The organism is Luteibacter sp. NPDC031894 (assembly GCF_050273135.1).
Lineage (GTDB): Bacteria > Pseudomonadota > Gammaproteobacteria > Xanthomonadales > Rhodanobacteraceae > Luteibacter.
The window spans coordinates 835504-860746 of sequence record NZ_JBNNMV010000001.1 but is presented as its reverse complement, the minus strand read 5'-3'; the positions used below and the strand labels follow the sequence as shown (position 1 = coordinate 860746).

The 25243-nt window shown below is 66.8% G+C and carries 27 protein-coding genes and 1 pseudogene; 19 read left to right on the top strand and 9 right to left on the bottom strand.

Translation table 11 applies throughout. From position 1 onward, the window contains the following. Positions 1 to 3 precede the first annotated feature (3 nt). The 3 genes from ACQKIE_RS04120 to ACQKIE_RS04110 all read left to right on the top strand — a co-directional run bounded on the left by ACQKIE_RS04120 (position 4) and on the right by ACQKIE_RS04110 (position 4215). On the top strand, positions 4 to 1383 hold the full coding sequence (locus ACQKIE_RS04120) for an efflux RND transporter periplasmic adaptor subunit (protein WP_427456055.1): 1380 nt from the start codon (positions 4 to 6) through the stop codon (positions 1381 to 1383). Beyond that, positions 1371 to 3509 carry an HlyD family efflux transporter periplasmic adaptor subunit gene (locus ACQKIE_RS04115; RefSeq protein WP_427456053.1) on the top strand — a complete coding sequence of 713 codons (2139 nt, stop codon included), beginning with the start codon at positions 1371 to 1373 and terminating at the stop codon, positions 3507 to 3509. Before ACQKIE_RS04120 ends, ACQKIE_RS04115 begins: the two co-directional genes overlap by 13 nt. Before the next feature lie 61 nt (positions 3510 to 3570). Further along, positions 3571 to 4215, top strand: coding sequence for a dihydrofolate reductase family protein (locus ACQKIE_RS04110; protein WP_427456051.1), 645 nt, complete (start codon positions 3571 to 3573; stop codon positions 4213 to 4215). 39 nt (positions 4216 to 4254) lie between these two features. Here ACQKIE_RS04110 and ACQKIE_RS04105 read toward each other — a convergent pair whose 3' ends face one another. The 3 genes from ACQKIE_RS04105 to ACQKIE_RS04095 all read right to left on the bottom strand — a co-directional run bounded on the left by ACQKIE_RS04105 (position 4255) and on the right by ACQKIE_RS04095 (position 5495). After that, positions 4255 to 4506 carry a type II toxin-antitoxin system death-on-curing family toxin gene (locus tag ACQKIE_RS04105; RefSeq protein WP_427456049.1) on the bottom strand — a complete coding sequence of 84 codons (252 nt, stop codon included), beginning with the start codon at positions 4504 to 4506 and terminating at the stop codon, positions 4255 to 4257. A 145-nt stretch (positions 4507 to 4651) separates the two neighbouring features. Next, the gene (locus ACQKIE_RS04100; protein WP_427456047.1) at positions 4652 to 4873 is read right to left on the bottom strand and encodes a hypothetical protein; all 222 of its coding nucleotides are present in this window, start codon (positions 4871 to 4873) and stop codon (positions 4652 to 4654) included. A 106-nt stretch (positions 4874 to 4979) separates the two neighbouring features. Further along, positions 4980 to 5495 (bottom strand): isoprenylcysteine carboxylmethyltransferase family protein, encoded by a 516-nt coding sequence (locus ACQKIE_RS04095; RefSeq protein ID WP_427456045.1) that lies wholly within the window; start codon positions 5493 to 5495, stop codon positions 4980 to 4982. Between the two features lie 190 nt (positions 5496 to 5685). Here ACQKIE_RS04095 and ACQKIE_RS04090 point away from each other — a divergent pair, with 190 nt between their 5' ends. From ACQKIE_RS04090 to ACQKIE_RS04080, 3 genes are all read left to right on the top strand, one after another. Beyond that, the gene (locus ACQKIE_RS04090) at positions 5686 to 6846 is read left to right on the top strand and encodes an NADH:flavin oxidoreductase/NADH oxidase (RefSeq protein WP_427456043.1); all 1161 of its coding nucleotides are present in this window, start codon (positions 5686 to 5688) and stop codon (positions 6844 to 6846) included. Positions 6847 to 6938: 92 nt separating this feature from the next. Then, positions 6939 to 7400, top strand: a complete 462-nt coding sequence (locus tag ACQKIE_RS04085) for a DUF1348 family protein (protein WP_427456041.1) — start codon at positions 6939 to 6941, stop codon at positions 7398 to 7400. Between the two features lie 84 nt (positions 7401 to 7484). After that, on the top strand, positions 7485 to 8042 hold the full coding sequence (locus tag ACQKIE_RS04080; RefSeq protein ID WP_427456039.1) for a DNA-3-methyladenine glycosylase I: 558 nt from the start codon (positions 7485 to 7487) through the stop codon (positions 8040 to 8042). Here ACQKIE_RS04080 and ACQKIE_RS04075 read toward each other — a convergent pair. From ACQKIE_RS04075 to ACQKIE_RS04065, 3 genes and pseudogenes are all read right to left on the bottom strand, one after another. Next, positions 8017 to 8715: a class I SAM-dependent methyltransferase gene (locus ACQKIE_RS04075; protein ID WP_427456037.1), complete on the bottom strand. Its 699-nt coding sequence runs from the start codon at positions 8713 to 8715 to the stop codon at positions 8017 to 8019. The two genes, ACQKIE_RS04080 and ACQKIE_RS04075, sit on opposite strands and share 26 nt — an antisense overlap. Continuing rightward, positions 8618 to 8866 (bottom strand): annotated as a pseudogene (locus tag ACQKIE_RS04070) (SAM-dependent methyltransferase); the annotation flags it as partial. The gene ACQKIE_RS04075 and the pseudogene ACQKIE_RS04070, both read right to left, overlap by 98 nt. Positions 8867 to 9122: 256 nt before the next feature. Continuing rightward, complete coding sequence (locus tag ACQKIE_RS04065; protein ID WP_427456035.1) at positions 9123 to 9590, bottom strand: carboxymuconolactone decarboxylase family protein; 468 nt, start codon at positions 9588 to 9590, stop codon at positions 9123 to 9125. Positions 9591 to 9686: 96 nt separating this feature from the next. Here ACQKIE_RS04065 and tadA point away from each other — a divergent pair, with 96 nt between their 5' ends. Next, positions 9687 to 10193: a tRNA adenosine(34) deaminase TadA gene (gene tadA / locus ACQKIE_RS04060; RefSeq protein WP_427456033.1), complete on the top strand. Its 507-nt coding sequence runs from the start codon at positions 9687 to 9689 to the stop codon at positions 10191 to 10193. Here tadA and ACQKIE_RS04055 read toward each other — a convergent pair. Both ACQKIE_RS04055 and ACQKIE_RS04050 read right to left on the bottom strand, forming a co-directional pair. After that, positions 10190 to 11038, bottom strand: a complete 849-nt coding sequence (locus ACQKIE_RS04055; protein ID WP_427456798.1) for an NAD-dependent protein deacetylase — start codon at positions 11036 to 11038, stop codon at positions 10190 to 10192. The genes tadA and ACQKIE_RS04055 overlap by 4 nt on opposite strands. 5 nt (positions 11039 to 11043) lie before the next feature. Then, the gene (locus ACQKIE_RS04050) at positions 11044 to 11901 is read right to left on the bottom strand and encodes a hypothetical protein (protein WP_427456031.1); all 858 of its coding nucleotides are present in this window, start codon (positions 11899 to 11901) and stop codon (positions 11044 to 11046) included. Between the two features lie 72 nt (positions 11902 to 11973). Here ACQKIE_RS04050 and ACQKIE_RS04045 point away from each other — a divergent pair, with 72 nt between their 5' ends. From ACQKIE_RS04045 to yjjX, 3 genes are all read left to right on the top strand, one after another. Beyond that, positions 11974 to 12612, top strand: a complete 639-nt coding sequence (locus tag ACQKIE_RS04045) for a response regulator (RefSeq protein WP_427456029.1) — start codon at positions 11974 to 11976, stop codon at positions 12610 to 12612. Between the two features lie 121 nt (positions 12613 to 12733). Further along, positions 12734 to 14380, top strand: coding sequence for a phosphoglucomutase (alpha-D-glucose-1,6-bisphosphate-dependent) (pgm, locus tag ACQKIE_RS04040; protein ID WP_427456027.1), 1647 nt, complete (start codon positions 12734 to 12736; stop codon positions 14378 to 14380). A 2-nt stretch (positions 14381 to 14382) separates the two neighbouring features. Further along, positions 14383 to 14943, top strand: a complete 561-nt coding sequence (yjjX, locus tag ACQKIE_RS04035) for an inosine/xanthosine triphosphatase (protein ID WP_427456025.1) — start codon at positions 14383 to 14385, stop codon at positions 14941 to 14943. A 13-nt stretch (positions 14944 to 14956) separates the two neighbouring features. On the opposite strand, the gene ACQKIE_RS04030 is transcribed toward yjjX, so the two are convergent. Continuing rightward, complete coding sequence (locus tag ACQKIE_RS04030; RefSeq protein ID WP_427456023.1) at positions 14957 to 15703, bottom strand: glucose 1-dehydrogenase; 747 nt, start codon at positions 15701 to 15703, stop codon at positions 14957 to 14959. Between the two features lie 171 nt (positions 15704 to 15874). Here ACQKIE_RS04030 and zwf point away from each other — a divergent pair, with 171 nt between their 5' ends. The 9 genes from zwf to ACQKIE_RS03985 all read left to right on the top strand — a co-directional run bounded on the left by zwf (position 15875) and on the right by ACQKIE_RS03985 (position 25238). Then, a complete protein-coding gene (zwf, locus tag ACQKIE_RS04025; RefSeq protein WP_427456021.1) occupies positions 15875 to 17365 on the top strand; it encodes a glucose-6-phosphate dehydrogenase in 1491 nt (496 codons plus the stop codon). Positions 17366 to 17497: 132 nt separating this feature from the next. Continuing rightward, positions 17498 to 18067, top strand: a complete 570-nt coding sequence (locus ACQKIE_RS04020) for a host attachment protein (RefSeq protein ID WP_427456019.1) — start codon at positions 17498 to 17500, stop codon at positions 18065 to 18067. Positions 18068 to 18178: 111 nt separating this feature from the next. Next, positions 18179 to 18640, top strand: a complete 462-nt coding sequence (gene msrB, locus ACQKIE_RS04015; RefSeq protein ID WP_427456016.1) for a peptide-methionine (R)-S-oxide reductase MsrB — start codon at positions 18179 to 18181, stop codon at positions 18638 to 18640. After that, positions 18637 to 19140, top strand: a complete 504-nt coding sequence (msrA, locus tag ACQKIE_RS04010) for a peptide-methionine (S)-S-oxide reductase MsrA (protein WP_427456014.1) — start codon at positions 18637 to 18639, stop codon at positions 19138 to 19140. Before msrB ends, msrA begins: the two co-directional genes overlap by 4 nt. Positions 19141 to 19202: 62 nt before the next feature. Further along, positions 19203 to 20282, top strand: a complete 1080-nt coding sequence (locus ACQKIE_RS04005; RefSeq protein WP_427456011.1) for a sensor histidine kinase — start codon at positions 19203 to 19205, stop codon at positions 20280 to 20282. Further along, positions 20279 to 21037: a LytR/AlgR family response regulator transcription factor gene (locus ACQKIE_RS04000; RefSeq protein WP_427456009.1), complete on the top strand. Its 759-nt coding sequence runs from the start codon at positions 20279 to 20281 to the stop codon at positions 21035 to 21037. Before ACQKIE_RS04005 ends, ACQKIE_RS04000 begins: the two co-directional genes overlap by 4 nt. 91 nt (positions 21038 to 21128) lie before the next feature. Continuing rightward, the gene (locus ACQKIE_RS03995; RefSeq protein WP_427456006.1) at positions 21129 to 22508 is read left to right on the top strand and encodes a serine hydrolase domain-containing protein; all 1380 of its coding nucleotides are present in this window, start codon (positions 21129 to 21131) and stop codon (positions 22506 to 22508) included. 97 nt (positions 22509 to 22605) lie between these two features. After that, entirely contained in the window at positions 22606 to 23082 is a 477-nt protein-coding gene (locus tag ACQKIE_RS03990) for a (2Fe-2S)-binding protein (RefSeq protein ID WP_427456004.1), read from the top strand. After that, a complete protein-coding gene (locus ACQKIE_RS03985; RefSeq protein ID WP_427456002.1) occupies positions 23079 to 25238 on the top strand; it encodes a molybdopterin cofactor-binding domain-containing protein in 2160 nt (719 codons plus the stop codon). Before ACQKIE_RS03990 ends, ACQKIE_RS03985 begins: the two co-directional genes overlap by 4 nt. Positions 25239 to 25243 lie beyond the last annotated feature (5 nt).

The following is a 25243-nucleotide window of genomic DNA, read 5'->3' as shown; positions in this document are numbered from 1 at the left end:
ACGATGAATGCACCGGATACCCGGGGCGCGCACGCGCCGTCGCGCTTCTATGCGCTCGCGGCACGCGTGGAAGCCGCGACCACCGCGGCCGAACTCGGGTTCGTCGCCTGCAACGAAACGCGCCTGTTGGTGGATTACCGGCAGGCCGCGCTGATGACGCTGTCGGCAACCCGCGGTCCCCGGCTCACCGCGCATTCGGGCCTCGCCGATCCCGATCCGAACACGCCCTATGCGCTGTGGCTGGTCGCCGTCACCCGGCGCATCGCCGAGCGCTGCGCGGAACTTCCCGCCGGGGCCCGCGTGTTGCCGCTCTCGCCCGATATGCTTGGCGAGGAGCTCGCCTCCGAGTGGGGCGAGTGGCTGCCGGCGCACGTGTGGGTGCTGCCGCTGGTGGGGCCGGATCATAACGCCGGGGCCTTGCTCTTCCTCGCCCGCGACGAGCCGTGGCCCACGACGCTGGTCGCCGATGGCGCGGAGTTCGCGCTGCTGCAGTTGGCGAGCCTCTATGGCTACGCCTGGTGGTCGCTCGTCGCGCGGCCGACGCGCTGGCAGCGCTGGTGGCGCAAGGCGAGCAGCGGTCGCCGGCTACGTTACGCCCTGGCGGTGCTGCTGCTCGTTCTCCTGGTGCCGATACGCGAATACACGCTGGTGCCCGCGGAGGTGATCTCCACCCGCAGCCAGGTCATCGCCTCGCCGCGCGAGGGCGTGATCCATCGCATGGTGGTCCTGCCGAACACGGTGGTGAAGGCGGGGCAGGTGCTTGCCGAACTCGACGACACTACGCTGCGGAACCGACTCGCCGTGGCCCAGGCGGAGCTGGCGACGGCCAACGTCGAGATGCACCAGGCAGCGCAGCAAGCGATCGAAAGCCAGAATGCCAAGGCCGACCTGGGCATGGCGGAAGGTAAATGGCGGGAGCGGCAGGTGGACGTCGTCTCCTTGCAGCGCGAGGTGGACAAGCTCGCCATCCGCGCACCGGCCGATGGCGTCTTCGTCTATTCCGATCCCGACGACTGGGCGGGCCGACCTGTGCAGACGGGCGAGCGCATTGGCCTGCTCGCCGACCCGCACGCACTCGGCGTGCGCGCCTGGGCACCGGTCGGCGAGCCCACGAACCTCGCGGCGGGCGCGCCGATGACCGTGTTCCTCAAGGTGGCGCCGCTCGATCCCCTCGATGCGCGGCTCGACTATGCGGGTTACCAACCGGTGGAAGCACCTAACGGCGTGGCCAGTTACGTGCTGCGCGGCACGATCGACGGCACGCCGCCGGGCGCGCGCATCGGCTTGCAGGGCACGGCGCGCGTGTCCGGCCGCTGGAGCGTGCTTGGCTACCTGATGCTGCGCCGGCCGCTCGCGACCGTGCGTGCGTGGTGCGGTATCTGATGAACGCGGCGGCGGCAGCCCTGGGGGACATGCCCGCGGCCGCGCCGCCGTGGCCGGCGTTGCGCGATGAATTGAAGATCCATCCCGCAGGACGGAATCGCGATGGTTCGCCCGCGTGGCACCTCTCCGATCCCGTGCGCAACCAGTTCTTCCGCATCGGCTGGCTGGAGTTCGAGATCCTGCAACATTGGGCGCTGTGCGATCCGGTGCGCATCGCCGAAGCCGTGGCGGCGAGCACGACGCTGGCTCCCGAAGCGGACGACGTCGTCGACTTCGCCCGTTTCCTCCAGCAGCAGCAGCTCACCCGTGCCGCGATGCCGAAGCGGCAGGGCTCGGCGATGCACTGGTTGCTGCAGAACTACCTCTTCATCCGCATTCCACTCATACGGCCCGAGCGGTTCCTGCGTCGCGCGCTCCCTTACGTGCAATGGATGTTCGGCGCGAGGTTCCTCGTCGCCACGTTGGTCGCCGCCGTCCTGGGGTTGTTGCTTGCGGCGCGCCAGTGGGACGTCGTGCAGGCAAACCTCCGCGGTGCGATGAGCTGGGAAGGGTTCGTCGCCTTCGCGGGCGCCTTGGTGTTCTCGAAGTGCTGGCACGAATTCGGCCATGCGTTCATGGCCACGCGCTTCGGAGTGCGCGTGGGGCACATGGGCGTGGCACTGCTCGTGATGTGGCCGATGGCGTATACCGACACGGGCGAGAGTTGGAAGCTGGAAGGATCGAGGCGTCGCCTCGCCATCGCGTCCGCCGGCGTCATGGCGGAACTGGTGCTGGCGGCGTGGTGCACGCTGCTCTGGTCGTTCGCGCCGGAAGGCAACTTCAAGAATGCGCTGTTCTTCCTCGGCACCACTGCGTGGGTGCTCACCATCGCGGTCAACGCGAGTCCCTTCATGCGTTTCGACGGCTATTTCATCCTGGCCGATGCGCTCGACTACCCCGGCCTGCACGAGCGAGCGGGCCGCTGGGCGAAGCGCTGGGTGAGGCGCACGCTTCTGGGCATCGAGGACCCCCGGCCGGATGCAGTGTCGCCGCGGTTCGCCGGTTTCCTCACCGGCTTCGCGTTCCTCACCTGGCTGTACCGGCTGACCCTCTTCGTGGGCATCGCCGTGGTCGTCTACCACGCGTTCTTCAAGGCCCTTGGCCTCATTCTCTTCCTGGTGGAAATCGTGACATTCGTCGTGAAGCCAATGCTCTACGAACTGAGGACTTGGTGGGCCCGTCGTGCGGAAATCCGCCGGTCCGTCCTCAATCGCTGGCTCCTGTTGCTTGGCATCCTCGCCATCGTCTTCCTGGTGCCATGGTCGTCCAGCATCACCGCCGATGGCATCGTGGAAGCGGGACTCGAGCAGCCGGTGTTCACGCCTTACGCGGCGTGCCTCGAGCGCGTGGGTGTTCGTGAAGGCGAGCACGTGAAAGCCGGCCAGGTGTTGTTCGAACTGTCCGCGCCGACACCGAAAGACGATAGCGCCAAGGCCGGAGCGTTACGCGAGGCCTATGAATCCGCGGCGCGCGGCGCCGTCGCCCTCGATCGTGACGGTGTGGCGAAACAGGTGGTGGCCGACCGCATGGCCGACCAGTACGACGTGCAATTGCGGGCCAGCGCCGCCGAACTCCACCGGCTGCGCCTCGTCGCCGCCGGTGACGGCACCGTGCGCGATCTCGACACGACCTTGCAGGCGGGGAACTGGGTCTCGCCCGGCTCGCGCATGGCGACCGTTGTCGGCGGCACGCGCTGGCGGGCGGAAGTGCTGGTATCGGAGTCCGATCGCGCTCGCCTCGTACCCGGCACCGAAGCCACGGTCTACCGTCATGGGCGCTGGAATCCCCTGCGCGGCCGCGTCGTCGCCGTCGACAATGGCGCGATGGAACACCTTCCGAGCCTGATGCTCGCAAAGAACCACGGTGGGCCGATTCCGCTGAACCCCACCGCGCCCGCGAAGGATCTCAAGCCGGCATCGGTCTGGTATCGCGTTCGCGTCGAGGGCGATGGTCTTCCTGGCCCGGTGGCGGCCGAAGACCTGGCGACGGTGCACATGGAAGGACGTCGTGAAAGCATCGGCCGGCGCTGGATCGACAGCGCGCTCCTGATCCTCCTGCAGCAGACGGGGCTGGGCAAGGAAGGCTGATGTCTTTCGGTGCTTGCGGTAGCCTTGCCGCCAGCCACGGTGGCCGAGAAAGGGGCGGGTAATGACAAACGTACGCGTGAACGGTTTTTCTATCTCCGTGGACGGTTTCGGTGCCGGTCCCGAGCAGAGCCTCGAGCAGCCGCTCGGTGTCGGGGCCGAAGCCTTGCATGGCTGGCTCCGGGACTCAAAGACCTTCCACACCATGTTAGGCAAGGAAGGCGGTTCGACCGGGATCGATGAAACCTTCGCCGCGCGCTCGATGGCGGGCATGGGCGCCTGGATCCTCGGCCGCAACATGTTCGGCCCTGTCCGAGGCGCCTGGCCCGACGACAGCTGGAAGGGTTGGTGGGGCGACACGCCACCCTATGGCTGTCCGGTCTTCGTACTCACCCATCATCCACGCGCACCGCTGGAAATGAAGGGAGGCACCGTCTTCCATTTCGTGACTGGCGGTGCCGACGAAGCGCTTGCCAGGGCGAAGGAAGCCGCGGCCGGTAGGGATGTCCGCGTCGGCGGCGGCGCCGCGACGATCAGACAGTACCTGCAGGCAGGCGCCATCGACGAGATGCACCTTGCCATCTCGCCCGTGGTGCTCGGTCGCGGGGAATCCTTGTTCGCCGGGATCGACTTGCTCGCGCTCGGCTACACCGTGACCGAGCAGACCCAGGGCGAACAAGCGATGCACGTCGTTCTCAGGAAGGAGTAGTTGCCGTTATATGACGGCATGACCGGTGCTCAACCCCTGCTACGGCTGTTGGAATTCCGTCTGGTTGGCGAGCGAGTACAGCAACGTAGCGAAATCCGAGAGCGGAAGCTCCTTCGTCGTCAGGTCGACCATCATCTCTTCGAGATCTGGGCTACGAGCAACAGACACGTCGTGTAACTCGAGGAAGGTCAGGCAGGTGACGAGACCGGTACGCTTGTTGGCGTCGGCGAAGCAGTGGCCTTGTCCGATCGCACGGGCATAATGAGCTGCGAGCTCGAAGAGGTCGTCCACTCCTTCGTAGAACTGCGCGGTTCAACCCGGTTGAGCGCACCTTCGAGGTAACCCGCGTGTTCACCCACAAGGCCCGGCTCCGTCTCGAGGATGAGTTCGTGGATTTCACGCACTTGATCCACCGAAATCGAAACGAATGCGGAGGTCACCGTTTTGCCAGGCGTTTGATGACGTCGTGATGCTCTTTGATGACCTTCGAGGCCACTTCCTTCACCGTGGTGGAAGAGGCACTCCGAACCGACATGACACGTCCATCCTTGCCGTGCACGATCACTTCCGAGGTGAAGCGGCCCGAGACCGCGTCCCGGGAAACCTTCGACCGTGGTCGGACGGCAATGTTGTACTTGGAAAGATAAGTCTTGCTCATGGCACTCTCCGGGTCGCCTGGGACCTTCGATCCGCCTGGCTGCGGTCGGGGTGATTATCGCAAAAGGCTCCTCCTCCTGTCGCGCCCGCTAGATTTTAACGCTCGCTCAGCCGAAGCGGGCGCGCATGGCGCGCTCTTCCTGCACGATGCGCACGATCAGGGGGACCAGGTAGATCGGCAGGCCGATCGCCAGGGTCTTGTAGCTGTGCAGGGCCAGGGTCAGGCCGATGAGCTCGGGGATGATGTTGAGGAAGTAGTTCGGATGGCGCACCAGCCGGAACAGGGGGTGGGTCACCAGCTCGTGGTCCGGCGCGATGATGAGCTTGACCGTCCACAGGCGGCCTAGCAGGCGGACCACGTGGAGCAGGAGGAGCATCGCGACGAGGTAGAGCGCGATGCCCGCATACGCCGTCATGTCGAGCACGGGTCCGCGCGCCCATCCTTCCCAGAGGGCGGCGCCATAGAAGAGGACATGGCATAGCGCAAGCACGTTGCTGTTGAGCTTGCCGTACTCGACCGCGCCGGCACGCTTCAAGGCGGCTTCGTGGCGCAGCGACACGGCGAGGCTCGCGACGCGGCAAGCGACGGCGAAGAGGGTGAAGGCAAGGAAGAACAAGGTCATCGGTCTTACATCCGGGGAGGAACGTCGCCGGCGATGGACTCCGCCATGCGGGAAGTTCGGGAATAACAGGTCGTGGGGCCCGGGACGATGCCTCAGCGGGATGTCGTTGGCATCCCTCGAACTGGGCTTGCCAATTCCTTCAACGGCACCATGTGCATGATGAGAATCCTCTTATCACGGAGTTTGCACCATGGCGCATTCCGCGCTCTTCCAGCCGATCCGCATCCGCGATCGCGAACTACCCAACCGAATCGTCATTGCCCCGATGTGCCAGTACTCGGCCGTGGACGGCAAGATGAACGACTGGCACCGCATCCACCTGGGCCAACTCGCCATGTCGGGCGCCGCGCTGTTGACAATCGAGGCGACCGCGGTGCTGCCCGAGGGCCGCATCACCTGGGGTGACGTCGGGCTGTACGACGATGCGACGGAAGAAGCGATGCGCCAGACGCTCGACAGCGTCCGGCAATGGTCGGACATGAGCATCGGCATCCAGTTGGGCCATGCCGGCCGCAAGGCATCCACCGAGGTGCCGTGGGCCGGCGGGGCGCAACTTCCTCCCGGCGACGAGCACGGGTGGCAGACGGTCGCGCCATCGGCGATCCCGTTCCATCCGGACGAGAATGCGCCAGTCGCGTTGGACCGCGAGGGATTGCAGCGCGTGCGCGATGCGTTCGCTGCCGCCGCGCGGCGTGCGGACCGTCTGGGCCTCGATTTCGTCCAGTTGCACGGGGCGCACGGCTACCTGCTGCACCAGTTCCTGTCGCCGCTTTCCAATCAGCGCACCGACGAATACGGCGGTTCGCTGGAAAACCGCATGCGTTTTCCACTCGAAGTCTTCGATGCGGTACGCGCGGCGTTCCCCGCCGATCGGCCCGTGACCATGCGCGTTTCGGCCACCGACTGGGTGGAGGGAGGCTGGGACCTCGAGCAGACGATCGCGTTTGCGAAGGCCCTGGAGGCGCGCGGCTGCGACGCCATCCACGTTTCCACGGGCGGGCTGCACCCGGCGCAGCGGATCGCAGTCGGCCCCGGGTACCAGGTGCCGTTCGCACGCGGCGTGAAGCAGGCGGTGTCGATGCCGGTGGTCGCCGTTGGCCTTATCACGGATGCGGAGCACGCGGAAGCGATCGTCGCCACGGGTGACGCGGATCTCGTCGCGCTGGCTCGCGCGATCCTCTACGACCCGCGCTGGCCGTGGCATGCAGCCGCCACCCTCGGCGCAACCATCCGCCCACCGAAGCAGTACCTGCGTTCGCAGCCTTCGATCCATCGGCACCTGTTCAAGCTGGACGGTCCGGCAGATCCGTCGCCCAGGTGGTCGCGCGCCGAGGACGGTCATTATCGGTAAGGAAGCGTTGGATATGGACTCGCGGCAGGATGCGGCAAGCTGGGTGCCGCATTCCTCGGTAAAGTGCCGTACCTGGATCAGGAACCGCTCCCATGGCCGCACCTTTGCCTCCCTTCACCCTCGATACCGCCGTCCAGAAGGTCCGCCTCGCGGAAGATGGCTGGAACAGCCGCGATCCCGAGCGGGTTTCGCTGGCGTATTCGCCGGACAGCCAGTGGCGTAATCGCGCGGAATTCGCGCGTGGCCGCGCCGCGATCGTCGAGTTCCTTTCCCGGAAGTGGGCACGGGAGCTCGACTACCGGCTGATCAAGGAGTTGTGGGCCTTCACCGGCGATCGGATCGCCGTGCGATTCGCCTATGAGTGGCACGACGACAGCGGAAACTGGTTCCGCTCCTACGGCAACGAGAACTGGGAGTTCGACGAGGCGGGTGAAATGCACCATCGATACGCCTGCATCAACGACCTGCCGATCAAGGAAAGCGAGCGCAAGTTCCACTGGCCGCTCGGCCGCCGCCCCGATGACCACCCGGGACTGTCCGACTTGGGACTGTAAGTTCGTGCAAGCAGCGGATGGCGGACGTGCCGATGGATCGGCATCATGGGCCTCGCCGCGGCAACGGCCGCCAGGGACCCTCGCATGACCAAAGAACCGACGCGTTGCGCGTGGGCGGGCACCGACCCGCTCTATGTCGAATACCACGATACGGAGTGGGGCACGCCGCTGCACGATTCCCGCATGCTCTGGGAGCAGCTCATGCTGGAGGGGTTCCAGGCCGGCCTTTCGTGGATCACGATCCTGCGCAAGCGCGAGAACTTTCGGAAAGCGTTCAAGGGATTCGAGCCGGCGACGGTGGCTCGCTTCGGCGAAAAGGACATCCTGCGCCTACTCGACGACCCGGGGATCATCCGCTCGCGGGCGAAGATCGAGGCCACCATCAACGGTGCGCGCCTGTATGAAGCGATGCGCGAGCGCGGCGAGGATTTCGACAGCTACTGCTGGTCCTTCACGGACGGAAAGGTGATCCGTGGCGACGGACGCACGGTACAGGCACAGACGCCGTTGTCGGTCACCATTTCGAAGGACCTGAAGAAGCGCGGGTTCAAATTCGTGGGGCCGACGATCACCTATGCCTGGATGCAGGCGGTGGGCATCGTCGACGACCACGCGATCACGTGTTTCCGATGGCGAGGGTGAAGGTCTGCAGGAAATGGAAGTCCGGCCGCCGTAGCGCGAAATCCGGATGCCGCGGGTCGCAGAGGCGTCCCAGCGCCTCGTAGTCGTCGCGCGAGAGGTAGGGCTGCAATCGCTCGCCCCATGAGTCCCGGAAGATGGTCTCGACAAGGTACCGCTCGTCTTCCGCACGGACCGGCGCCACGCGCTCGATCACCTGCGTCAGCACCGTGACGTCGTGCAATCCCGCGGCGCGGAGCAACCCGACGATGGACCGTACCGACGCCAGGTCGCGCTCGTCGAGGTGGTAGCGATCGCGGTAATACTGGCGCACCGCTTCGTTGACCAGCCGCTCAAGGCGGGAATCCCATGCGAAGTACATGTCCGGCAGCAACGAACTCTGCCCTAGCGCGATCCGGCCGCCGGGTCGCAGCAGTGACGCGGCCAACCGCAGGCCGTCCACTGGATCGCGAAGGTGGTTGACGGTATTGACCGACCAGATGAGGTCGAAGCTGCCGGGTGCGAATGGCAACGCCTGCAGGTCGGCTTGCATGACCAGCGCATCCGCCGGAGCCGTGCCCCGTGCCCCGTGCCGAGGCGACGTGGGGCGCCGCCAGGTCGATGCCGACGACCATACCGTCGGGCCCCACGTCGCTTGAAAGCCAGCCCATCGCCTCGCCGGTGCCGCAACCGGCATCGAGGACACGCATGCCGGGGCGGAGGTCCAGCCCAGCCATCGCACGGCGTATCTCCGGTTCGGCGAAGGCGTTGAAGGATTGGAGCTTCCTCGAATAGTCGCGCGCCGACGTGTCGCCGAGCAGGCCACGCGGTTTGTCTGGCTTGTCCATGGGGCCTGCATGCCGGAAACGATGTGCGAAGCCTACGCCGACATGACGCGAAGAGGCAGCCTTTGCGCCACGATCAGTAGGAACCGGGCGGCGCTTTCTCGCCCAGCCAGCCTTCTTCCGGGCGTTGTCTTGCAAGGACGCCATGCCAGGTGGTCAACCCCCTGCCTCGGTGCAGCCTCGTACGAACCTGCGGCCTTCGCCATCCGCCGGACGGTCCACGCGCTAGGTCGTGCGAAAACCGTCCGGCGGTGCGGCCTCACGCGGCTTGGGCGAGCTTGGTCGCGGCGGTCGGTGTATTGCGGAAGGCCACACCCAGGCGGTTGAAGGCGCTCATCAGCGCGATGGCTACCGAGAGGTCCACCAGCTCCTTTTCGCTGAATGCCGCGGTCGCCGCGGCGTAGTCCTCGTCCGGTACGCCCGTCTCGGCGACGTTCGCGACAGACTCCGCCCAGGCCAGCGCGGCCTGTTCGCGTGCCGTGAACACGTCGCCCGCTTCGCGCCAGGCCGACGTGAGGATCAGCTTTTCGAAGGGGACGCCGTGCTTGACGAGGTCCTGCGAGTGCATGTCGATGCAGTACGCGCAGTGGTTGATCTGCGAGACGCGAAGGTAGACGAGGTTCACGAGGTTCTGCTTCAGCTCGCTCTGGCCGATGTACCCGTGGACGGCCAGGAGCCCCTTGACGCTGTCGGGAGCTACTTTCATGTAGTTGATGCGCTTGCTCATGCTCGGGGATTCCGTGTGGGAAAGTCATAGCTTGCGCGCCATGTCGGGCTGGCGGAAAGGGCCAAGAATCGGCGGCTTGGATGTACCATCCGCCGCATGACCCACCTGTCCACTACCGATCCCGCCTCGCCTGTCGCCGGCTCATCGTTCAGCGACGCCGACCGCGCCTGGATGGGCCGCGCGCTCGAGCTCGCGGTCCATGCGCGCGACGCGGAGGGCGAGGTGCCGGTGGGCGCCGTGCTCGTACTCGACGGAAGGATCGTCGGCGAGGGCTGGAACCGGAATATCACGCTCAACGATTCGACTGCCCACGCGGAAATCCAGGCCCTGCGTGCGGCCGGGCAGACGCTGTCCAACTACCGTTTTCCGGGCGCGACGTTGTACGTGACCCTCGAGCCGTGCGTCATGTGTGCCATGGCGATGGTCCATGCCCGCCTGGCGCGCGTGGTATTCGGTGCGACCGACCCGAAGACCGGTGCGGCGGGCAGCGTCTTCGACACACTCGTCTCCCCACGGCACAACCATCGGGTGGACGTCGTCGGGGGATTGGCGTCGGAGGAGGCGGGCGATCTGCTCCGCCAGTTCTTCCGGTCGCGACGCTAGGCAGCCGGTGTCGTGCGGCGACGGACGTAAGGTGCCAGTGCCTCGGCGCAGGATCGCTCGAGCTTGAGCGTGAGGAGCGCGTCGGCCCGGGTCACGCCCAGGTTCACGGAGGCGATGGGCAGGCCCCGGCGCAAGGCCTCGAGGACGAAGCGGTAGCCGGAATACACCATCAACGACGAGCCGACGACGAGCATCGCATCGGCGCGCGCCAAGTGGGACCAGGCCGTCTCCACACGGGCGCGCGGCACGTTCTCGCCGAAGAAGACGACGTCGGGCTTGAGGATGCCGCCGCACACCGCGCAGGGCGGAATCTCGAACGCGGAAAAATCCACACCGTCGAGATCGGCGTCGCCATCGGGCGCGATGCTCGCCTGGAGGTCCATCCAGCCGGGATTCGCCTCCTGCAGGCGCCGCTGCATGTCTTCCCGCGTGGTGATGTCGCCGCACTGCATGCAACGCACGCGGTCGAGCCGGCCGTGCAGGTCGACGACGTTCAGGCTGCCGGCGGCTTCATGCAGGCCGTCCACGTTCTGGGTGAGCAATAACTCAATGCGGCCGTCATGTTCCAGCGAGGCAAGCGCGCGATGCGCCACGTTGGGCTGCACCGAGGCGAAGTGACGCCAGCCGATCATGCCTCGTGCCCAGTAACGGGCACGGGCGGGTACTCCGCTCATGAAGGTCTGCAGGGTCATTGGCGGACTTCGTTTCCACGAGCCCTGGCCGTCGCGGTAATCGGGAATGCCCGAGTCCGTGCTGATGCCCGCGCCGGTCACGACGAACAGGCGCGGATGCGCCTCGATGAAGTCGTTTAGCGGATCGGACGCGGTGGCCTCGATGGCGGGCAAGGTGTTCACGAACGGGGACTATAGCCGATCGATGGCACCTGTTCGCGAAGGACATCGAGCACACGGGCGGCATCCTCCGCGAAGCGCCTCACGGCGCGGTCGAGATGGGGCCGGCGGCCTTTTTGCAGCTCGCGTTCCAGCGCGAGCCCGACCCGGGCCAGCTCGCTGGCCTCGGCCATGCCCAGCGCTCCCGACACCCGATGAAGCCACGCCTGGAGCTGTTCCACGCCGGGACGTGCCAGCAGGACGTCAAGATCGGCGAGGTCACTACAGAGGGCCCGGTCGAGCGCGGCCATGACCTCGCGCAGGGCGGCTTCACCGCCGAGCGTCGTCCGCAGCGCTTCCACGTCGATGCTCGGCGGGGTATGCGGCAGGTCGAAGGCCAGTTCCACGATGATGCGGTCGCCGATATCGGTGCCTCGTTCGGTATGCACCACGCCACCGACGGCCGCCACGATCGTCGCGGCGTCGCGCAAGCGCGCGCAATGCGTCTCGCCGGGACGGTGATCGTCCACCACCGTGAAGTGCACGAGCTGGCCGGCGACGTCGTCGCCAACGACGTCCACCTGCAACGCCACACGGGGCGAACCGTGCTCGACCGCGCGCTCCAGCAAGAGGCACAGCACGTGTTCCAGCGCATCGAGTGGCCCGGCAAGGTGACGAACCAGGGCGGGATCCACCTCGAGCTCGAAGCGCATGCCGCGCGATCGTGCTCGCGCCGCGCAACGCGTGGACACGCGCGCAAGCACGGCATGCAGGTCACCGTCGACGGACTTGCGAGGATGCGTGCCGTCGTCGACGCAAGCGGCACACCATGCCGCGACGCGCCGGCGCAGTGGCATCAGGAGGCGCAATATGCTCAACTCTGCGCTCCACCGGCGGTATCCGAGACCAGTCCGTCGGTGACTGGACAAGCAAGATAGGACGGATCACTCATGGTCTACCGCGTCATCCTGGCGGACGATCACCCCGTGGTGCTGAAGGGCCTCAGCCTGGCACTGGCCAAGGACGGATTCGCCACCGTCGTGGCGGAAGCGCAATCGCCCGACGAATTGCTGGGCCACCTGGCGACGACACCGTGCGACGCGCTCATCACCGACTTCAGCATGCCCGCGCCTGGCCGCGACGGTCTCGCACTGTTGCGCGAGGTGCGCCAGACGTATCCGGACCTTCCGGTGATGGTGATCACCACGCTGGCGAACCCCGCCCTGTATCGGGAAATCATCGGTACGGGCGTGCTCGGGCTCATTGGCAAGACGGCTGACACACGGGAGATTCCCGAGGCACTGCTGGAAATCCTGTCGAACCATGTCTACCTGGGAGCCTCGGTACGCGAGTTGATCGGTGCGCCGCCCGGTGCACCGTTGGATAAATCCGGAACATTGGCCGATCTATCCCCACGGGAGCTCAAGATCCTGCGCATGTTCGCCGCCGGCAACAGTGTCACCGATATCGCGCGCGCCACCGGCCGCGGACTGTCCACCATCAGCCAGCAAAAGTCGAACGCCATGCGGAAGCTTCGGCTGGACACGGATGCCGAGATCTTCGAGTACATCGAGCGACTGCGCTTGTGACACACCGGCGTGATGCGGGCGTGACGCCGCCACGATAACCGTGTCCTGTGTCGGCGGACATGGAAGAAATCTCAAAACACATCGTATGCTTGCGACATTGCCTGTCGTAGGAGAGCCATCGGTGAGTGCAAAGATCAGTCCGCTTGCGGGCAAACCCGCCACGGAGAGCAAGCCTGTCGACGTGGCGGCGCTCTTGGCCGCTTATCACGACCTGAAGCCCGACCCGTCGGTGCCCGAGCAGAGGGTGGCCTTCGGCACCTCCGGCCATCGTGGTTCGTCGTTCGACCGCTCCTTCAACGAATGGCACGTCCTGGCCGTGGTCCAGGCCATTTGCGACTACCGGGCCCAGGTGGGCGTCGACGGCCCCGTATTCGTCGGCATCGACACGCATGCGCTCTCCGGGCCGGCCTTCGAAAGCACCCTGGAGGTCCTCGCGGCGAACGGCGTGGAGACGCAGGTATCGACCGGCGGGGAGTTCACCCCTACGCCCGCGGTTTCGCATGCGATCCTCGCCTACAACCGCGGCCGTGAGCGCGGCATGGCCGATGGCATCGTCATCACGCCTTCACATAACCCGCCCGAGAGCGGCGGCATCAAGTACAACCCGCCGCATGGCGGACCGGCGGATACCGATGCCACGGGCTGGATCGCCTCGCGCGCCAACGCGCTGATCGAGGCCGGGCTGCGCGAGGTTAAGCGCATGCCGTACGCCCAGGCGCGCAAGGCGGATACCACCCGTGAGTACGATTTCCTGCAGCGATACGTCGGCGACCTCGGTGACGTGCTGGACCTGGAAATCGTGCGCGCGAGCGGCGTCCGCATGGGCGTGGACCCGCTCGGCGGCGCGGGCGTGCATTACTGGAGCGCCATCGGCGAGCGCTACGGCATCGACCTCACCGTCGTCAGTGAAGTGGTCGATCCCACGTTTTCCTTCATGTCGCTGGACTGGGACGGCCGCGTCCGCATGGACCCTTCCTCCGCGTACGCGATGCAGCGCCTGATCGGCCTGAAGGATCGCTTCGACGTCGCGTTCGCATGCGATACCGACCACGATCGCCATGGCGTCGTGGCACCCAGCGCCGGTCTGATGCAGGCGAACCACTACCTCGCCACGGCCGCCTGGTACCTGTTCCAGAACCGTCCCGGCTGGCGAGAAGACGCCGCGGTCGGCAAGACCGCGGTGAGCACGGCGCTGCTGGATCGCGTCGCGGCGCATCTTGGCCGGCCGCTGCGCGAGGTGCCGGTCGGCTTCAAGTACTTCGTGTCGGGCCTTTACGACGGCAGCCTCGGCTTCGGTTGCGAGGAGAGCGCCGGCGCGTCGTTCCTCGCCAAGGACGCGTCGCCGTGGTCCACCGACAAGGACGGCATCGTCGCCGCGCTGCTCGCGGGCGAGATGACCGCGCGCCTGGGCAAGGACCCGGGTCAGGTCTATGCCGATATCACGGCGCAGCTGGGCAATCCCGCCAATGCGCGCATCGACGCACCGGCGAACCACGCGCAGAAGGCGAAGCTGTCCAAACTCGCTCCCGAGCAGGTCACGTCGTCGACGCTGGCCGGCGATGCCGTGACCGAAGTGACCAACAAGGCGGGCGGGCAGGGTATCGGTGGAATCAAGGTGATTTCGGCGAACGGCTGGTTCGCGGCGCGGCCTTCGGGTACCGAGGACATCTACAAGGTGTACGGCGAGAGCTTCCGCGGTGAAGAGCACCTCCGGACGATTCTCGAAGAAGCGCAGGCGATGGTCGACAAGGCGCTGGCGGACGGATGACGATGACCCATGAGACGTCGCCCATCCGCGTCCTTGTCGGCTCGCGCAATCCCGTGAAGATCGGCGCGGTGCGCAATGCGCTCGCGCCCTTGTTTCCCGGCCGGCTGGTGGAATGCGAAGGCATGCATGCGCCGTCCGGCGTGCCAGACCAGCCCATGACCGCGGCGGAAACGCGGGAAGGCGCGGTCAACCGCCTGAATTTCTGCCGACAGCACGGCGAAGCGGATTTCTACGTCGCGCTGGAAGGGGGTGTGGACGTGACCGAGGACGGTCCCGGCACATTCGGTTACGTAGCCATCGCCAACGGGATCGACGTATCCGTCGGTTGCAGCGCGTGGCTGCCTTTGCCGCCAGCGGTCTACGAAGCCTTGCTCGATGGCGAGGAACTAGGCGACGTGATGGATCGCCTGTTCGGCACGGTCAACATCAAACAGCAAGGTGGCGCCATCGGCCTCGTCACCAATGGCCACGCGACGCGCGAGAGCGCGTACACGCAGGCCATGGTGCTGGCGATGGCGCCATTCCTCCACCCGGAGCTTTACGGCCTCCGGAGCGAGGGCTGAGCCGGGTCGCGACTCAGCGCATCCCGCCCGAGGCGAGGATCAGCTCGCCCGTGAGCCATCGCGCATCGTCGGTGGCAAGGAAAGCCACGACCGGGGCGATGTCGTCGACCTGGCCCACGCGTCCGAGCGGTGTCTGGCTGGCGGCCCAGGTTTCGAGGTCGGAGCCGGCGAAGCCCGCCGTCTGGACGCCTTCGGTGATGACCATGCCAGGATTGACCGCGTTGACCCGGATGCCGCGCGGGCCCAACTCACGGGCCAACACGCCGGTGATCGCATCCACCGCACCCTTGGTGCCCGAGTAGACCGCGCTTTCGGCCGGCGTGATCCGAGTGACCGCCGAACCGATATTGATGATGCTGCCGCCGCTGCCGAGGTGCTTCGACGCGGCCTGGCTCATCAGGAGGACACCGAGCACGTTCACGTCGAACGTGCGGCGATACAGGGCCTCGGTCGTGGTGTCGATGGATGCGAATTCATAGACGCCGGAGTTGTTCACCAGGACGTCGAGGCGGCCGAAATGTTCGATCGCCTTCGCCACCAGGTTCTCCGCGTCGGCCTGCTTCGACACATCGCCACCCACCGCCACGGCCTTGCCGCCAGCGGCCTCGATCTCGGCAACGACCTTGTCGGCGCCCGCCTTGCTGGACGCGTAGTTGACGATCACGGCCGCGCCTTCCGCGGCCAGCGCTTTCGCGATACCCGCACCGATGCCCTTGGATGCGCCGGTAACAATCGCGACCTTCTCTTTCAGCTTGCTCATGGGTTTCATTTCCTCGTCGTGGCCCACGGTGGGCCCGTCCCGGGAAAGCATGGGGACGAAGGAATGCCGGCTGTCATACCTTGCCCGGCACAACACCTATGCCTGCCGGTCAATGCCGAAAGACGCGTGGCGCCCTTGAATCCGGCCGCATCCGCCTCATCCATGCAACCCATGAACACGCCCAACATTCCGCTTGAACCGGTCGCATCCTTCGACTACGTCATCTTCGGCGCCACTGGCGACCTCACCATGCGCAAGCTGTTGCCCGCGCTGTACCGCCGTTTCGCGGAAGGGCAGGTGCCCGGCGACGCACGTATCGTCGGCACGGCCAGGTCGCCACTGGACGACGCCTCGTATCGCGAACGCGTGCGCCACGCCCTGCGCGAACACCTGCGTGCCGAGGAGGTCGTCGATACGACACTGAACCAGTTCCTCGGCCTGGTTCACTATGTGAGCCTCAACGGTGCGGAGTCGTCCGGGAACTGGGCCGGACTCAAGTCGCTGCTGGAATCGGGTACGGGAGACGGTCGGGTACGGGTCTTCTACCTCGCGACCGCGCCGGCCCTGTATGGCGACATCGCCCGCAACGTCGCGGAGAAGGGACTGCGTAGCGACACCTCGCGCATCGTCCTCGAGAAACCGATCGGCACCGACCTCGCCACAGCGAGGAAGGTGAACGAGGGCGTCGGCCAGTACTTCCCCGAGAACAGCATCTATCGCATCGACCATTACCTGGGCAAGGAGGCGGTGCAGAACATCATCGCGCTGCGCTTCGCCAATCCGATGCTCGAGCGCATGTGGGACAGCGAGTCGATCGAGTACGTGCAGGTCACCGCGGCCGAAACCGTCGGCCTCGAAGGTCGTGGTGGCTATTACGACGGTTCGGGCGCGCTGCGCGACATGATCCAGAACCACTTGCTGCAAGTGCTCACGGTGGTCGCGATGGAGCGGCCGTCATCGCTGGACGCCGACGCGTTGCGCGACGAGAAGGTGCGCGTGCTCAAGGCGCTGAAGCCGCTCGACCCGCACAACCTGCACGCGAACGTGGCGCGCGGGCAATATGTGCAAGGCACCACCGGTGGCAAGCGGGTTCCCGCCTATCGCGAGGAACTACCCGGCGAAGTGCCGAGCCAGACCGAGACATTCGTGGCGCTGAAGGCGGAGATCGACACGCCGCGTTGGCGCGGCGTGCCGTTCTACCTGCGTTCGGGCAAGCGTATGCCGCAGAAGCTCACGGAGGTGGTGGTGCAGTTCCGTGGGGGAGAGCCAGGGTTGTTCGGCGAGGCAAGGCCCGGCAGCCGTCTGGTGATCCGCGTCCAGCCCGACGAGAGCGTGACGCTGCCCTTGTTCGTGAAGCACCCCGGCAACGGCTTCGGCCTCGAGGAGGTGGACGCGCTGAGCCCGCTGGGGCGACCCGAGCGCGTGCGCTATCGCGACTCCTACGAGGGCCTGATGCTGGATGCGGTGAAGGGGAGCCCCGCGTTGTTCGTGCGGAAGGACGAGACCGAGGCCGCGTGGCAATGGGTCACGCCGATCCTCGACGGCTGGCGCGCACGCGCCGAGGCGCCGGATGCCTACGAGGCCGGTACCTGGGGCCCGGAGTCCGCGCGCGAACTGCTGCGCCGGTCCGGCCACCAGTGGATCGAAGACGCGGCGGCCTGAGCCCGTTCACGCTCGTGTCCGGTGCCTTCACAAGGCATCGGCGGGATCGACCACGGCGCGCGGGGCACGATGGCGGGCATGGCGATGCCGGGGCGGCACTCCCGTCGTCCGGGGCCATCGTCGGAGTGGATCATGACAGCCAGCCAACACGGCCAGAAACGTACCTGGCTCCTCGTCGCCGACGAGGGCATCGCCCGACTCCTCGAACTGCCCGCTGACGGCGGCGTGCTGCAACCCGTCGAGCAACTCGTCGACGAGGACGCGCACGGCCGCAGCGCCGAATTCCGCCGCGACGCGCAGGGGCGCCGTAGCGGCAACATGGTCGGCGGTACCGGTGGGCCCGGCTCCGCGCCGGTGATGGGTACCGCGAGTGTCACCGCCTCGGCGGGCGAGGCCGAGTTCCACCAGGAGGCGGACAACTTCGCCCGGCGCGTCGCCAATCTGCTGCTCGAGCGGCACCAGCAGCGGCGCTTCGACACGCTCGAGGTGGTGGCGGCGCCTCGCTTCCTCGGCGTCCTCCGCCAACGCTTCCCGACAGAGATCGCCAAGACCGTCACCCGCGAGCTCAGCAAGGATTTGACCGGCCTGGGCGAAGCGGAACTGACCCAGCGACTCTGGCCCGAGCGTTCGGGCCCGCGGCGCAAGCTGGAGCCCAAAGCGGCTGAGGAATTGCGGTCGGGGAACGTCGACATCAGGCACTGACCACGGGGCGCAGCCCGTTGTATCGCCGCGCTCCGCCCGCATTATGTGTGGAGCGCCGGCGAGGGCCCAGGGACCCGTCGCCGGCGAACCCCACGGCCCCAGGAGCTCTCCATGTCCGACTACCGCAAGACGCCCGAAGCCCTCGCCAGGCTCACCCCGGAGCAGTTCCGGGTGACCCAGGAAAGCGCCACCGAGCGTCCTTTCCACAACGCGTTCCACGACAGCCACGAACCCGGCATCTACGTCGACATCGTATCGGGCGAGCCGTTGTTCTCCTCGCTGGACAAGTTCGACAGCGGCTGCGGATGGCCCAGCTTCACCCGGCCACTGGAAGACGAGCACGTGGAGGAGAAGCGCGATATCAGCCACGGGATGGTTCGAACGGAAGTTCGCTCCGCGCATGCCGACAGCCACCTGGGCCACGTGTTCCCGGACGGCCCGCGCGATCGCGGCGGCCTGCGCTATTGCATCAACTCGGCGTCGTTGCGCTTCATTCCCGTGGCGGACCTCGAAAAGGAAGGCTATGGCGCGTACGCGAGCCTGTTCTCGGATGGAAAGGGAGGTGCGGCATGACCACGTCGCGCGCCATCCTTGCCGGCGGCTGTTTCTGGGGCATGCAGGACCTGATCCGCAAGCAGCCCGGCGTGATCGCCACCCGCGTGGGATACACGGGCGGCGATGTGCCGAATGCCACCTATCGCAACCACGGCACGCATGCCGAGGCCATCGAGATCGAGTTCGATCCGGCGAAGCTCAGCTACCGCAAGGTGCTCGAGTTCTTCTTCCAGATCCACGATCCGACCACCAAGGACCGGCAGGGCAACGACATCGGCATGAGCTATCGGTCCGCCATCTTCTACCTGGACGACGAGCAGAAGGCGGTGGCGGAAGACACCGTGGCCGACGTGAACGCCTCGGGTTTGTGGCCGGGCAAGGTGGTGACCGAGATCGCGCCGGCGGGCCCCTTCTGGGAAGCCGAGCCGGAGCACCAGGATTACCTGGAGAAGTACCCCAGCGGCTACACCTGCCACTTCATCCGGCCTGACTGGGTGCTGCCCCGCCGCGTCGCCTGATCCGATCGTCCCGCCGGCTCTGGTATAAGGGCCGGCGGGAACTGAATCGGTCGGGGGACGACATGGAAAGCGCCAAGGGCGCAGGTGCGCGGCGATCCTGGTGGCGGGGGCGTGCCCTCGTGGGATGGGTGTCGCTCCTGGTGGCGATCGGCTTCCTGCGCGCCACGAACCGCTACCTCGTGGACGTCGCCAACCGGGATCCCCTGTTCTTCATGCCGAAGCTGGTCGAGGAGCTCACGGGCTCGCTGAGCTTCGGCGCCTTCCTGCCCGTGCTGTTCTTCGTACTGCGGCGCGTGCGCTGGTCGTTCCTCAGTCACGCGGCCATCTTCGCCGTGCTGTCGGTGGCCCAGACCAGCCTCATGATCGGCCTGCGCCGGCTGGTGTTCGGGGCGCTCGACATGGGCGGATTCGCATATGGGCCCATGGTGTGGCGGTACCTCATGGAGGTGCCGACCCAACTCTTCTTCTACGTCGTCATTGTCACCGGCGTCTGGTTGTTCGATCGCTACCGCGAAGGGAAGGCGCGCGAACTGCAGGCCGCGCAACTGGAATCGGCGTTGTCGGAAGCGCGGCTCGAAGCCTTGCGCCTGCAACTCAATCCGCATTTCCTGTTCAACACGCTCAACGCGGTGTCCGAACTGATGTACGAAAAGCCGCAACTGGCCGACGAGATGCTCTCGCGCATCGGCGAATTGCTGCGTGCCACGCTTTCAGCGACGGCGCAGGAACATCGGCTCGCCGAGGAATGGCGCCTTGTCGCGTTGTATATGGACATCCAGCGGGTGCGTTTCGGCGATGGCCTCGACGCGCACGTGACGAACGACCCCGCACTGGACGAGCTGCGCATTCCGTTCCTGCTCCTGCAGCCGCTCGTCGAGAACGCCATCGAGCACGGTGGCGCGGGCGCGGAACGGCGCGTGCGTGTCGATGCCTCGCGGCAGGCGGGCCAACTCATGGTCAGGATCCGGGATTACGGGGGCGGCCAGGGGATGCGAAGTGGCCACGGCATCGGGCTCGGCAACGTGGGTGCGCGGCTGCGCCACCTGTACGGCGACGCCGCGGGCGTGCGGCTCGATCCCGTCGAGGATGGCGGCAGCGTCGTCACCGTCTGGCTTCCGGCGCGGCGCTGGGCGGCGGCATGACGCTTCGCGCGGTGGTGGTCGACGACGAAGCACCGGCGCGCGCCAAGCTGCGTCGCTACCTGGCCGCGCATGACGGCATGGTGTGGGTCGGCGAAGCGTCGGACGGACCATCCGCCGTCGGCATCATCCAGCGCGAACGTCCCGATGTGGTTTTCCTCGATATCACGATGCCGGGCATGGACGGCTTCGGCGTGCTGCAGGCACTGGGCGACCCATTGCCCGCCGAAGTCGTGTTCGTCACGGCGCATGACGATCACGCCGTGCGCGCCTTCGAGGTGCACGCCTTCGATTACCTGCTCAAGCCCGTCGGCCCGGAACGCTTCGCGCGCGCGGTGGATCGCTTGCTCGGCACGGTGAAACCCGCGCTCGACATCGCGGGGCGCCTCGAAGGCTTGCTCGACGGCGCGCCGGTGCCGGTGAGGTACCTCGACCGGGTCCTGCTGCCGGCTGGCGATGCCGCGGAACTCGTGCGCGTCGAGCGGATCGATCGCATCGTCGCGAGCCGCAATTACCTGGACGTGTTCGTCGATGGCGAAGCGCACCGTCTGCGTGGCACGCTCGACAGCATGCACGGGCGGCTGAATCCGTCGATGTTCGTCCGGGTGAACCGCTCGACGGTCGTGCGCCTGGACGCGATACGCCAGGTCCAGCCTTGGCCGGACGGGGAGCAACGCCTGCTCCTGGTCGACGGTGGTCGGGTGACCTGGACCCGCCGCTACCTGGCCAACCTGCCGCCAGGCATGTCCCTGTCCTGACTTCGTCCCCGGCGCGCCGGCATTCGTCCCTGGCTCGCCCCTTCCGGTGCCGTCGGCCGTCCAGACTCCTCCCATCCACAGGAGGAGCACCATGGCAAAGAAAACCTACATCGTCGCAGGCACGGCCGTCGCACTGGGTGTCGCCGCATGGCTTTTCTGGCGACCGGACCAGGCACTTCGTGTCGCCGCCGGCGTCGCGGCGCACCACGTGTGCTCCATGACCTTCATCAGCGGGCAGGATCCTAAGGAAACGTACGACCAGCTCGTCGTGCCGGTGCTGGGCGACGCCGTCGGCCGCCTGCTCACGCCGCACGTATCGCGGGAGACCCGCAGCGTCGAGGTCTCAGGACCGTTCCGTTCGTTGGCCCGCGCGGATTTCACGCCCGGATACGGTTGCAGGCTCACGTTGCCGGGCAATCGCCCGGTCGTCGCGGACCACGTGGCGCACGCCTCAGCGGACGACGGCTTTGCGCCCGCCGATCCCGTGACCGCCACGCAGCCTGCGATCGCGGCCGCGCTCGATCGCGTATTCGCCGAGTCGCCGGCGCAGCCCGTCAAGCACGTGAAAGCCGTCGTGATCGTGAAAGACGGTCACGTCATCGCCGAGCGTTACGCGCCGGGCTTCGACCTGCACACGCCGCTGCTGAGCTTCTCCGTCGCCAAGTCGTTCACCAACGCCTTCCTCGGCATCCTCGCGCGCGAAGGAAAGGTCGATCCCAAGACGCCGTTGGATGCACCGGAGTGGCAGGCGCCGGGCGACCCACGCCGCACGATCACCATCGAGGACCTCATGCGGATGCGCAGCGGTCTGGCGGCCGAGGAAGCCGAGTCGGCCTACAGCCCCGTGGCACGCATGGAATTCACGCAGGCCGACATGGCCGCCTATGCCGCCGCGCAACCGGCGAAGGAGCCACCGAATCGCAGCTTTGACTACACGTCGGCCGACACCGTGCTGCTTTCCCGCCTGGTGGGCGAGAAGGTCGGAGGCGGTCCCGCGGGACTGCGCGACTTCGCGCGGCGCGAGTTGTTCGATCGGCTCGGCATGGGCGACGTCACGATGGAATTCGACGGGCGCGGTACCTTCGTCGGTTCCACCTACGTCTACACCTCCGCACGCGACTATGCGCGCTTCGGCATGCTCTATCTGCGTGACGGCGTGGCTCCCGACGGGGACCGGGTCCTTCCCGAGGGCTGGGTGGCCTGGTCGCGCACCTCGACGCTCGGTGCGCCGTATGGGGCGGGCTTCTGGACCAACGATGGTCCCAGCAAACCGGCGAAATGGCGTGTGGAGGCGGGCTTTCCGAAAGACGGGTTCTACGCCAGCGGCACCATGGGGCAACGGATCTACGTCGTACCGTCGCAGCAGTTGGTGATCGTGCGCTTCGGTTATTCGGCACCGCCCGACTACGGCATCGAGGACGATCTGGCCCTGATCGCAGCGACCATCGCGGCGACCCGAACGGCCCGGTGATCGATTCTTGCAAGACGTTCGTCGCGAGATCTTGCGAATTTGCAGCATCGACCCCGCATCGGCTCCGATGCGGGGCGTTCCTGCAAAGGGTGGCGACGTGGCATACGCGGTTCGCATCAACGGCGAGGTGCGGGAGGTGGACGTCGAAAGCGACACACCGATGCTGTGGGTGTTGCGCGATGTCTGCGGCCTGACGGGAACGAAGTTCGGTTGCGGTGCCGCCTTGTGCGGCGCCTGCACGATACACGTGGATGGCAAGGCCCGCCGGTCGTGCGTGATGCCGGTCGCCAGCGTCGGCACGTCGTCGGTAGGCACGATCGAAGCCCTGCACGAAAGCCCCATCGGGCAGGCCTTGCAGAGGGCCTGGCGCGAGCTCGACGTCGTGCAGTGCGGCTATTGCCAGTCGGGGCAACTGATGTCGGCGGCGGCGTTGCTTGCCGCCAATCCGCATCCCACCGACAGCGATATCGACGCAGGCATGTCCGGCAATATCTGCCGGTGCGGCACATACAAGCGCATACGCGCCGGTATCACCATGGCCGCACGGTTCCTGGCCGAAGGCGGTGCCGCATGAACGCCGCCGCCATTGATCTGCCCAATGCATCGCGCCGGCGGTTCATGGGTGTGTCGCTCGCCGTCGGAGGCGGCCTGCTCATCGGCTTCAGCTTCGGGCAGCCTGCGACGGCGGCGGACGCGCCCGTCCCGCCCGTGGATGCCTATATCCGGATCGCTCCGGACGGCCGCGTCACCTTCCTCGTTCCCTATGCGGAAATGGGGCAGGGCGCGCTCACGTCGCAGGCGCAGATCCTGGCCGAAGAGCTCGACGTGGCGATGGAGCAGGTGACCGTGGAACAGGCACCGCCAAGCGATGCGCTGTACGGCAGCCCCTTGCTCGTCGAACAGATCACCGGTGGTTCGGCGTCGTTGCGTGGCGCCTGGATCACCTTGCGGGCCGTCGGTGCCACGGGACGGGCGATGCTCGTCGCCGCCGCGGCGAAGCGCTGGAACGTGCGGCCGTCGAGCTGTCGCACCCGCGAGGGAAAAGTGATCCACGCCGCGACATCGCGCAGCCTCGATTACGGCGATCTCGCCAGCGAGGCGGCGGCCATGCCCGTGCCGAAGCACCCGGTGCTGAAGCGGCCATCGGAGTATCGCCTCGTCGGGAAGCCGGTGAAGCGAGTGGACACGCCCGAGAAGATCGACGGCACCGCCATCTTCGGTATCGATGCCCGTCCCGAAGGCGTCCGCTACGCGGCCGTCATGGCCTGTCCCGTCCTGGGCGGGACGGTCGCCGCCGTCGATGCCGCCGAGGCGATGACAATTCGCGGGGTCTGGAAGGTCATCCACACCGACGACGCCGTCGCCGTCATCGGCGACAACACCTGGGCGGCACGCAAGGGGCTTGCCGCCTTGCGCGTGCGTTGGAACGAGGGCGCGAATGCCAGCCTCTCCACGGCGGACCTCGTCGCCGCGGCGGATCGTGCGCTGGACCAGGAGGGGCTGCTCGCCACGCGGACCGGCGATGTCGATGCTGCCGAACGTGATGCCGCGAGTACGTACGAGGAAGTCTTCCGTTTGCCGTTGCTCGCCCATGCGGCGATGGAGCCGCTCAGTTGCACGGTCCACTGCGAAGCGGATCGCTGCGAGGTGTGGATGGGAAGCCAGGTGGTGGCGCGCGCGCAGAAGGCGGCGGCCAAAGCGACGGGACTGCCGCTCGAGAGCGTGACGGTGCACAACCTGTTGCTGGGCGGTGGCTTCGGCCGTCGCCTCGAGGCCGACTACGTCGGGCAGGCGGCGCGGCTGGCCAGATTGGTGGAGGGGCCGGTCAAGTTCACCTGGAGCCGCGAGGAAGACATGCGGCACGACTACTACCGCGCCCATAACCATAGCCGTGTCACCGTCGCCATCGATGCGAACGGACGGCCATTGAGCTGGCGGCACCGGTTGGCGGCGCCGAACATCATGGCGCGTTTCCTTCCCATCTATCAGAAGGACGGCGTCGACCTGGACGCGGTGGACGTCGCGGCCGGTCCCTATGACATACCGAACGTGCGCATCGAATTCGTCCGCCACGAGGCGCCGGCCGGCCTGAATACAGGCAACTGGCGTGGTGTCGGCCCGACGCGCAACGACTTCATCACCGAGACGGTGATCGACGAACTCGCGCATCGCGCGGGCGCGGATCCGGTCGACTACCGTCGCGCGATGATGAAGGGCGCGCCGCGCGACCTCGCCGTCCTCGACCTCGTCGTGGAGAAATCCGGGTGGGGCGAACCGTTGGCGAAGGGCCGCGGTCGCGGCGTGGCGTTGTGTCCCGCTTTCGGTAGCCACGTGGCCATGGTCGCCGAGGTCAGTGTCGAGCCGTCGGGCGCCTACCGGGTCGACCGCATCGTCTGTGCGATCGACACGGGTATCGTAGTCAATCCGGATGTGGTCCGGGCGCAGATCGAAGGCGGCGCCATGTTCGGCATTTCGGCCGTCCGCTACGGCCGCATCACCGTCGCGAACGGGCGGGTCGAACAGGGCAACTTCGATACCTATCCGGTCCTGCGCATGGCGGAGGCACCGAAAGTGGAGGTGCATATCGTGCCCAGCACGAAGGACCCCGGTGGCGTGGGGGAACCCGGCACGTCGGCCGCCATCGCGGCGGTAGCCAACGCGCTTTTCGCCGCCACGGGAAAGAGGCTCCGCTCGATGCCGATCTCGCCGAACAACCTCAGGGAGGCCTGATGCAC

Coding starts and splice junctions, on each gene's coding strand:
- ACQKIE_RS04120 (WP_427456055.1), top strand. CDS start 4: ATGAATGCACCGGATACCCGGGGCGCGCACGCGCCGTCGCGCTTCTAT.
- ACQKIE_RS04110 (WP_427456051.1), top strand. CDS start 3,571: ATGACAAACGTACGCGTGAACGGTTTTTCTATCTCCGTGGACGGTTTC.
- ACQKIE_RS04100 (WP_427456047.1), bottom strand. CDS start 4,873: ATGAGCAAGACTTATCTTTCCAAGTACAACATTGCCGTCCGACCACGG.
- ACQKIE_RS04095 (WP_427456045.1), bottom strand. CDS start 5,495: ATGACCTTGTTCTTCCTTGCCTTCACCCTCTTCGCCGTCGCTTGCCGC.
- ACQKIE_RS04090 (WP_427456043.1), top strand. CDS start 5,686: ATGGCGCATTCCGCGCTCTTCCAGCCGATCCGCATCCGCGATCGCGAA.
- ACQKIE_RS04085 (WP_427456041.1), top strand. CDS start 6,939: ATGGCCGCACCTTTGCCTCCCTTCACCCTCGATACCGCCGTCCAGAAG.
- ACQKIE_RS04080 (WP_427456039.1), top strand. CDS start 7,485: ATGACCAAAGAACCGACGCGTTGCGCGTGGGCGGGCACCGACCCGCTC.
- ACQKIE_RS04075 (WP_427456037.1), bottom strand. CDS start 8,715: ATGCCGGTTGCGGCACCGGCGAGGCGATGGGCTGGCTTTCAAGCGACG.
- ACQKIE_RS04065 (WP_427456035.1), bottom strand. CDS start 9,590: ATGAGCAAGCGCATCAACTACATGAAAGTAGCTCCCGACAGCGTCAAG.
- tadA (WP_427456033.1), top strand. CDS start 9,687: ATGACCCACCTGTCCACTACCGATCCCGCCTCGCCTGTCGCCGGCTCA.
- ACQKIE_RS04045 (WP_427456029.1), top strand. CDS start 11,974: ATGGTCTACCGCGTCATCCTGGCGGACGATCACCCCGTGGTGCTGAAG.
- yjjX (WP_427456025.1), top strand. CDS start 14,383: ATGACCCATGAGACGTCGCCCATCCGCGTCCTTGTCGGCTCGCGCAAT.
- ACQKIE_RS04030 (WP_427456023.1), bottom strand. CDS start 15,703: ATGAGCAAGCTGAAAGAGAAGGTCGCGATTGTTACCGGCGCATCCAAG.
- zwf (WP_427456021.1), top strand. CDS start 15,875: ATGAACACGCCCAACATTCCGCTTGAACCGGTCGCATCCTTCGACTAC.
- ACQKIE_RS04020 (WP_427456019.1), top strand. CDS start 17,498: ATGACAGCCAGCCAACACGGCCAGAAACGTACCTGGCTCCTCGTCGCC.
- msrB (WP_427456016.1), top strand. CDS start 18,179: ATGTCCGACTACCGCAAGACGCCCGAAGCCCTCGCCAGGCTCACCCCG.
- msrA (WP_427456014.1), top strand. CDS start 18,637: ATGACCACGTCGCGCGCCATCCTTGCCGGCGGCTGTTTCTGGGGCATG.
- ACQKIE_RS04005 (WP_427456011.1), top strand. CDS start 19,203: ATGGAAAGCGCCAAGGGCGCAGGTGCGCGGCGATCCTGGTGGCGGGGG.
- ACQKIE_RS04000 (WP_427456009.1), top strand. CDS start 20,279: ATGACGCTTCGCGCGGTGGTGGTCGACGACGAAGCACCGGCGCGCGCC.
- ACQKIE_RS03995 (WP_427456006.1), top strand. CDS start 21,129: ATGGCAAAGAAAACCTACATCGTCGCAGGCACGGCCGTCGCACTGGGT.
- ACQKIE_RS03985 (WP_427456002.1), top strand. CDS start 23,079: ATGAACGCCGCCGCCATTGATCTGCCCAATGCATCGCGCCGGCGGTTC.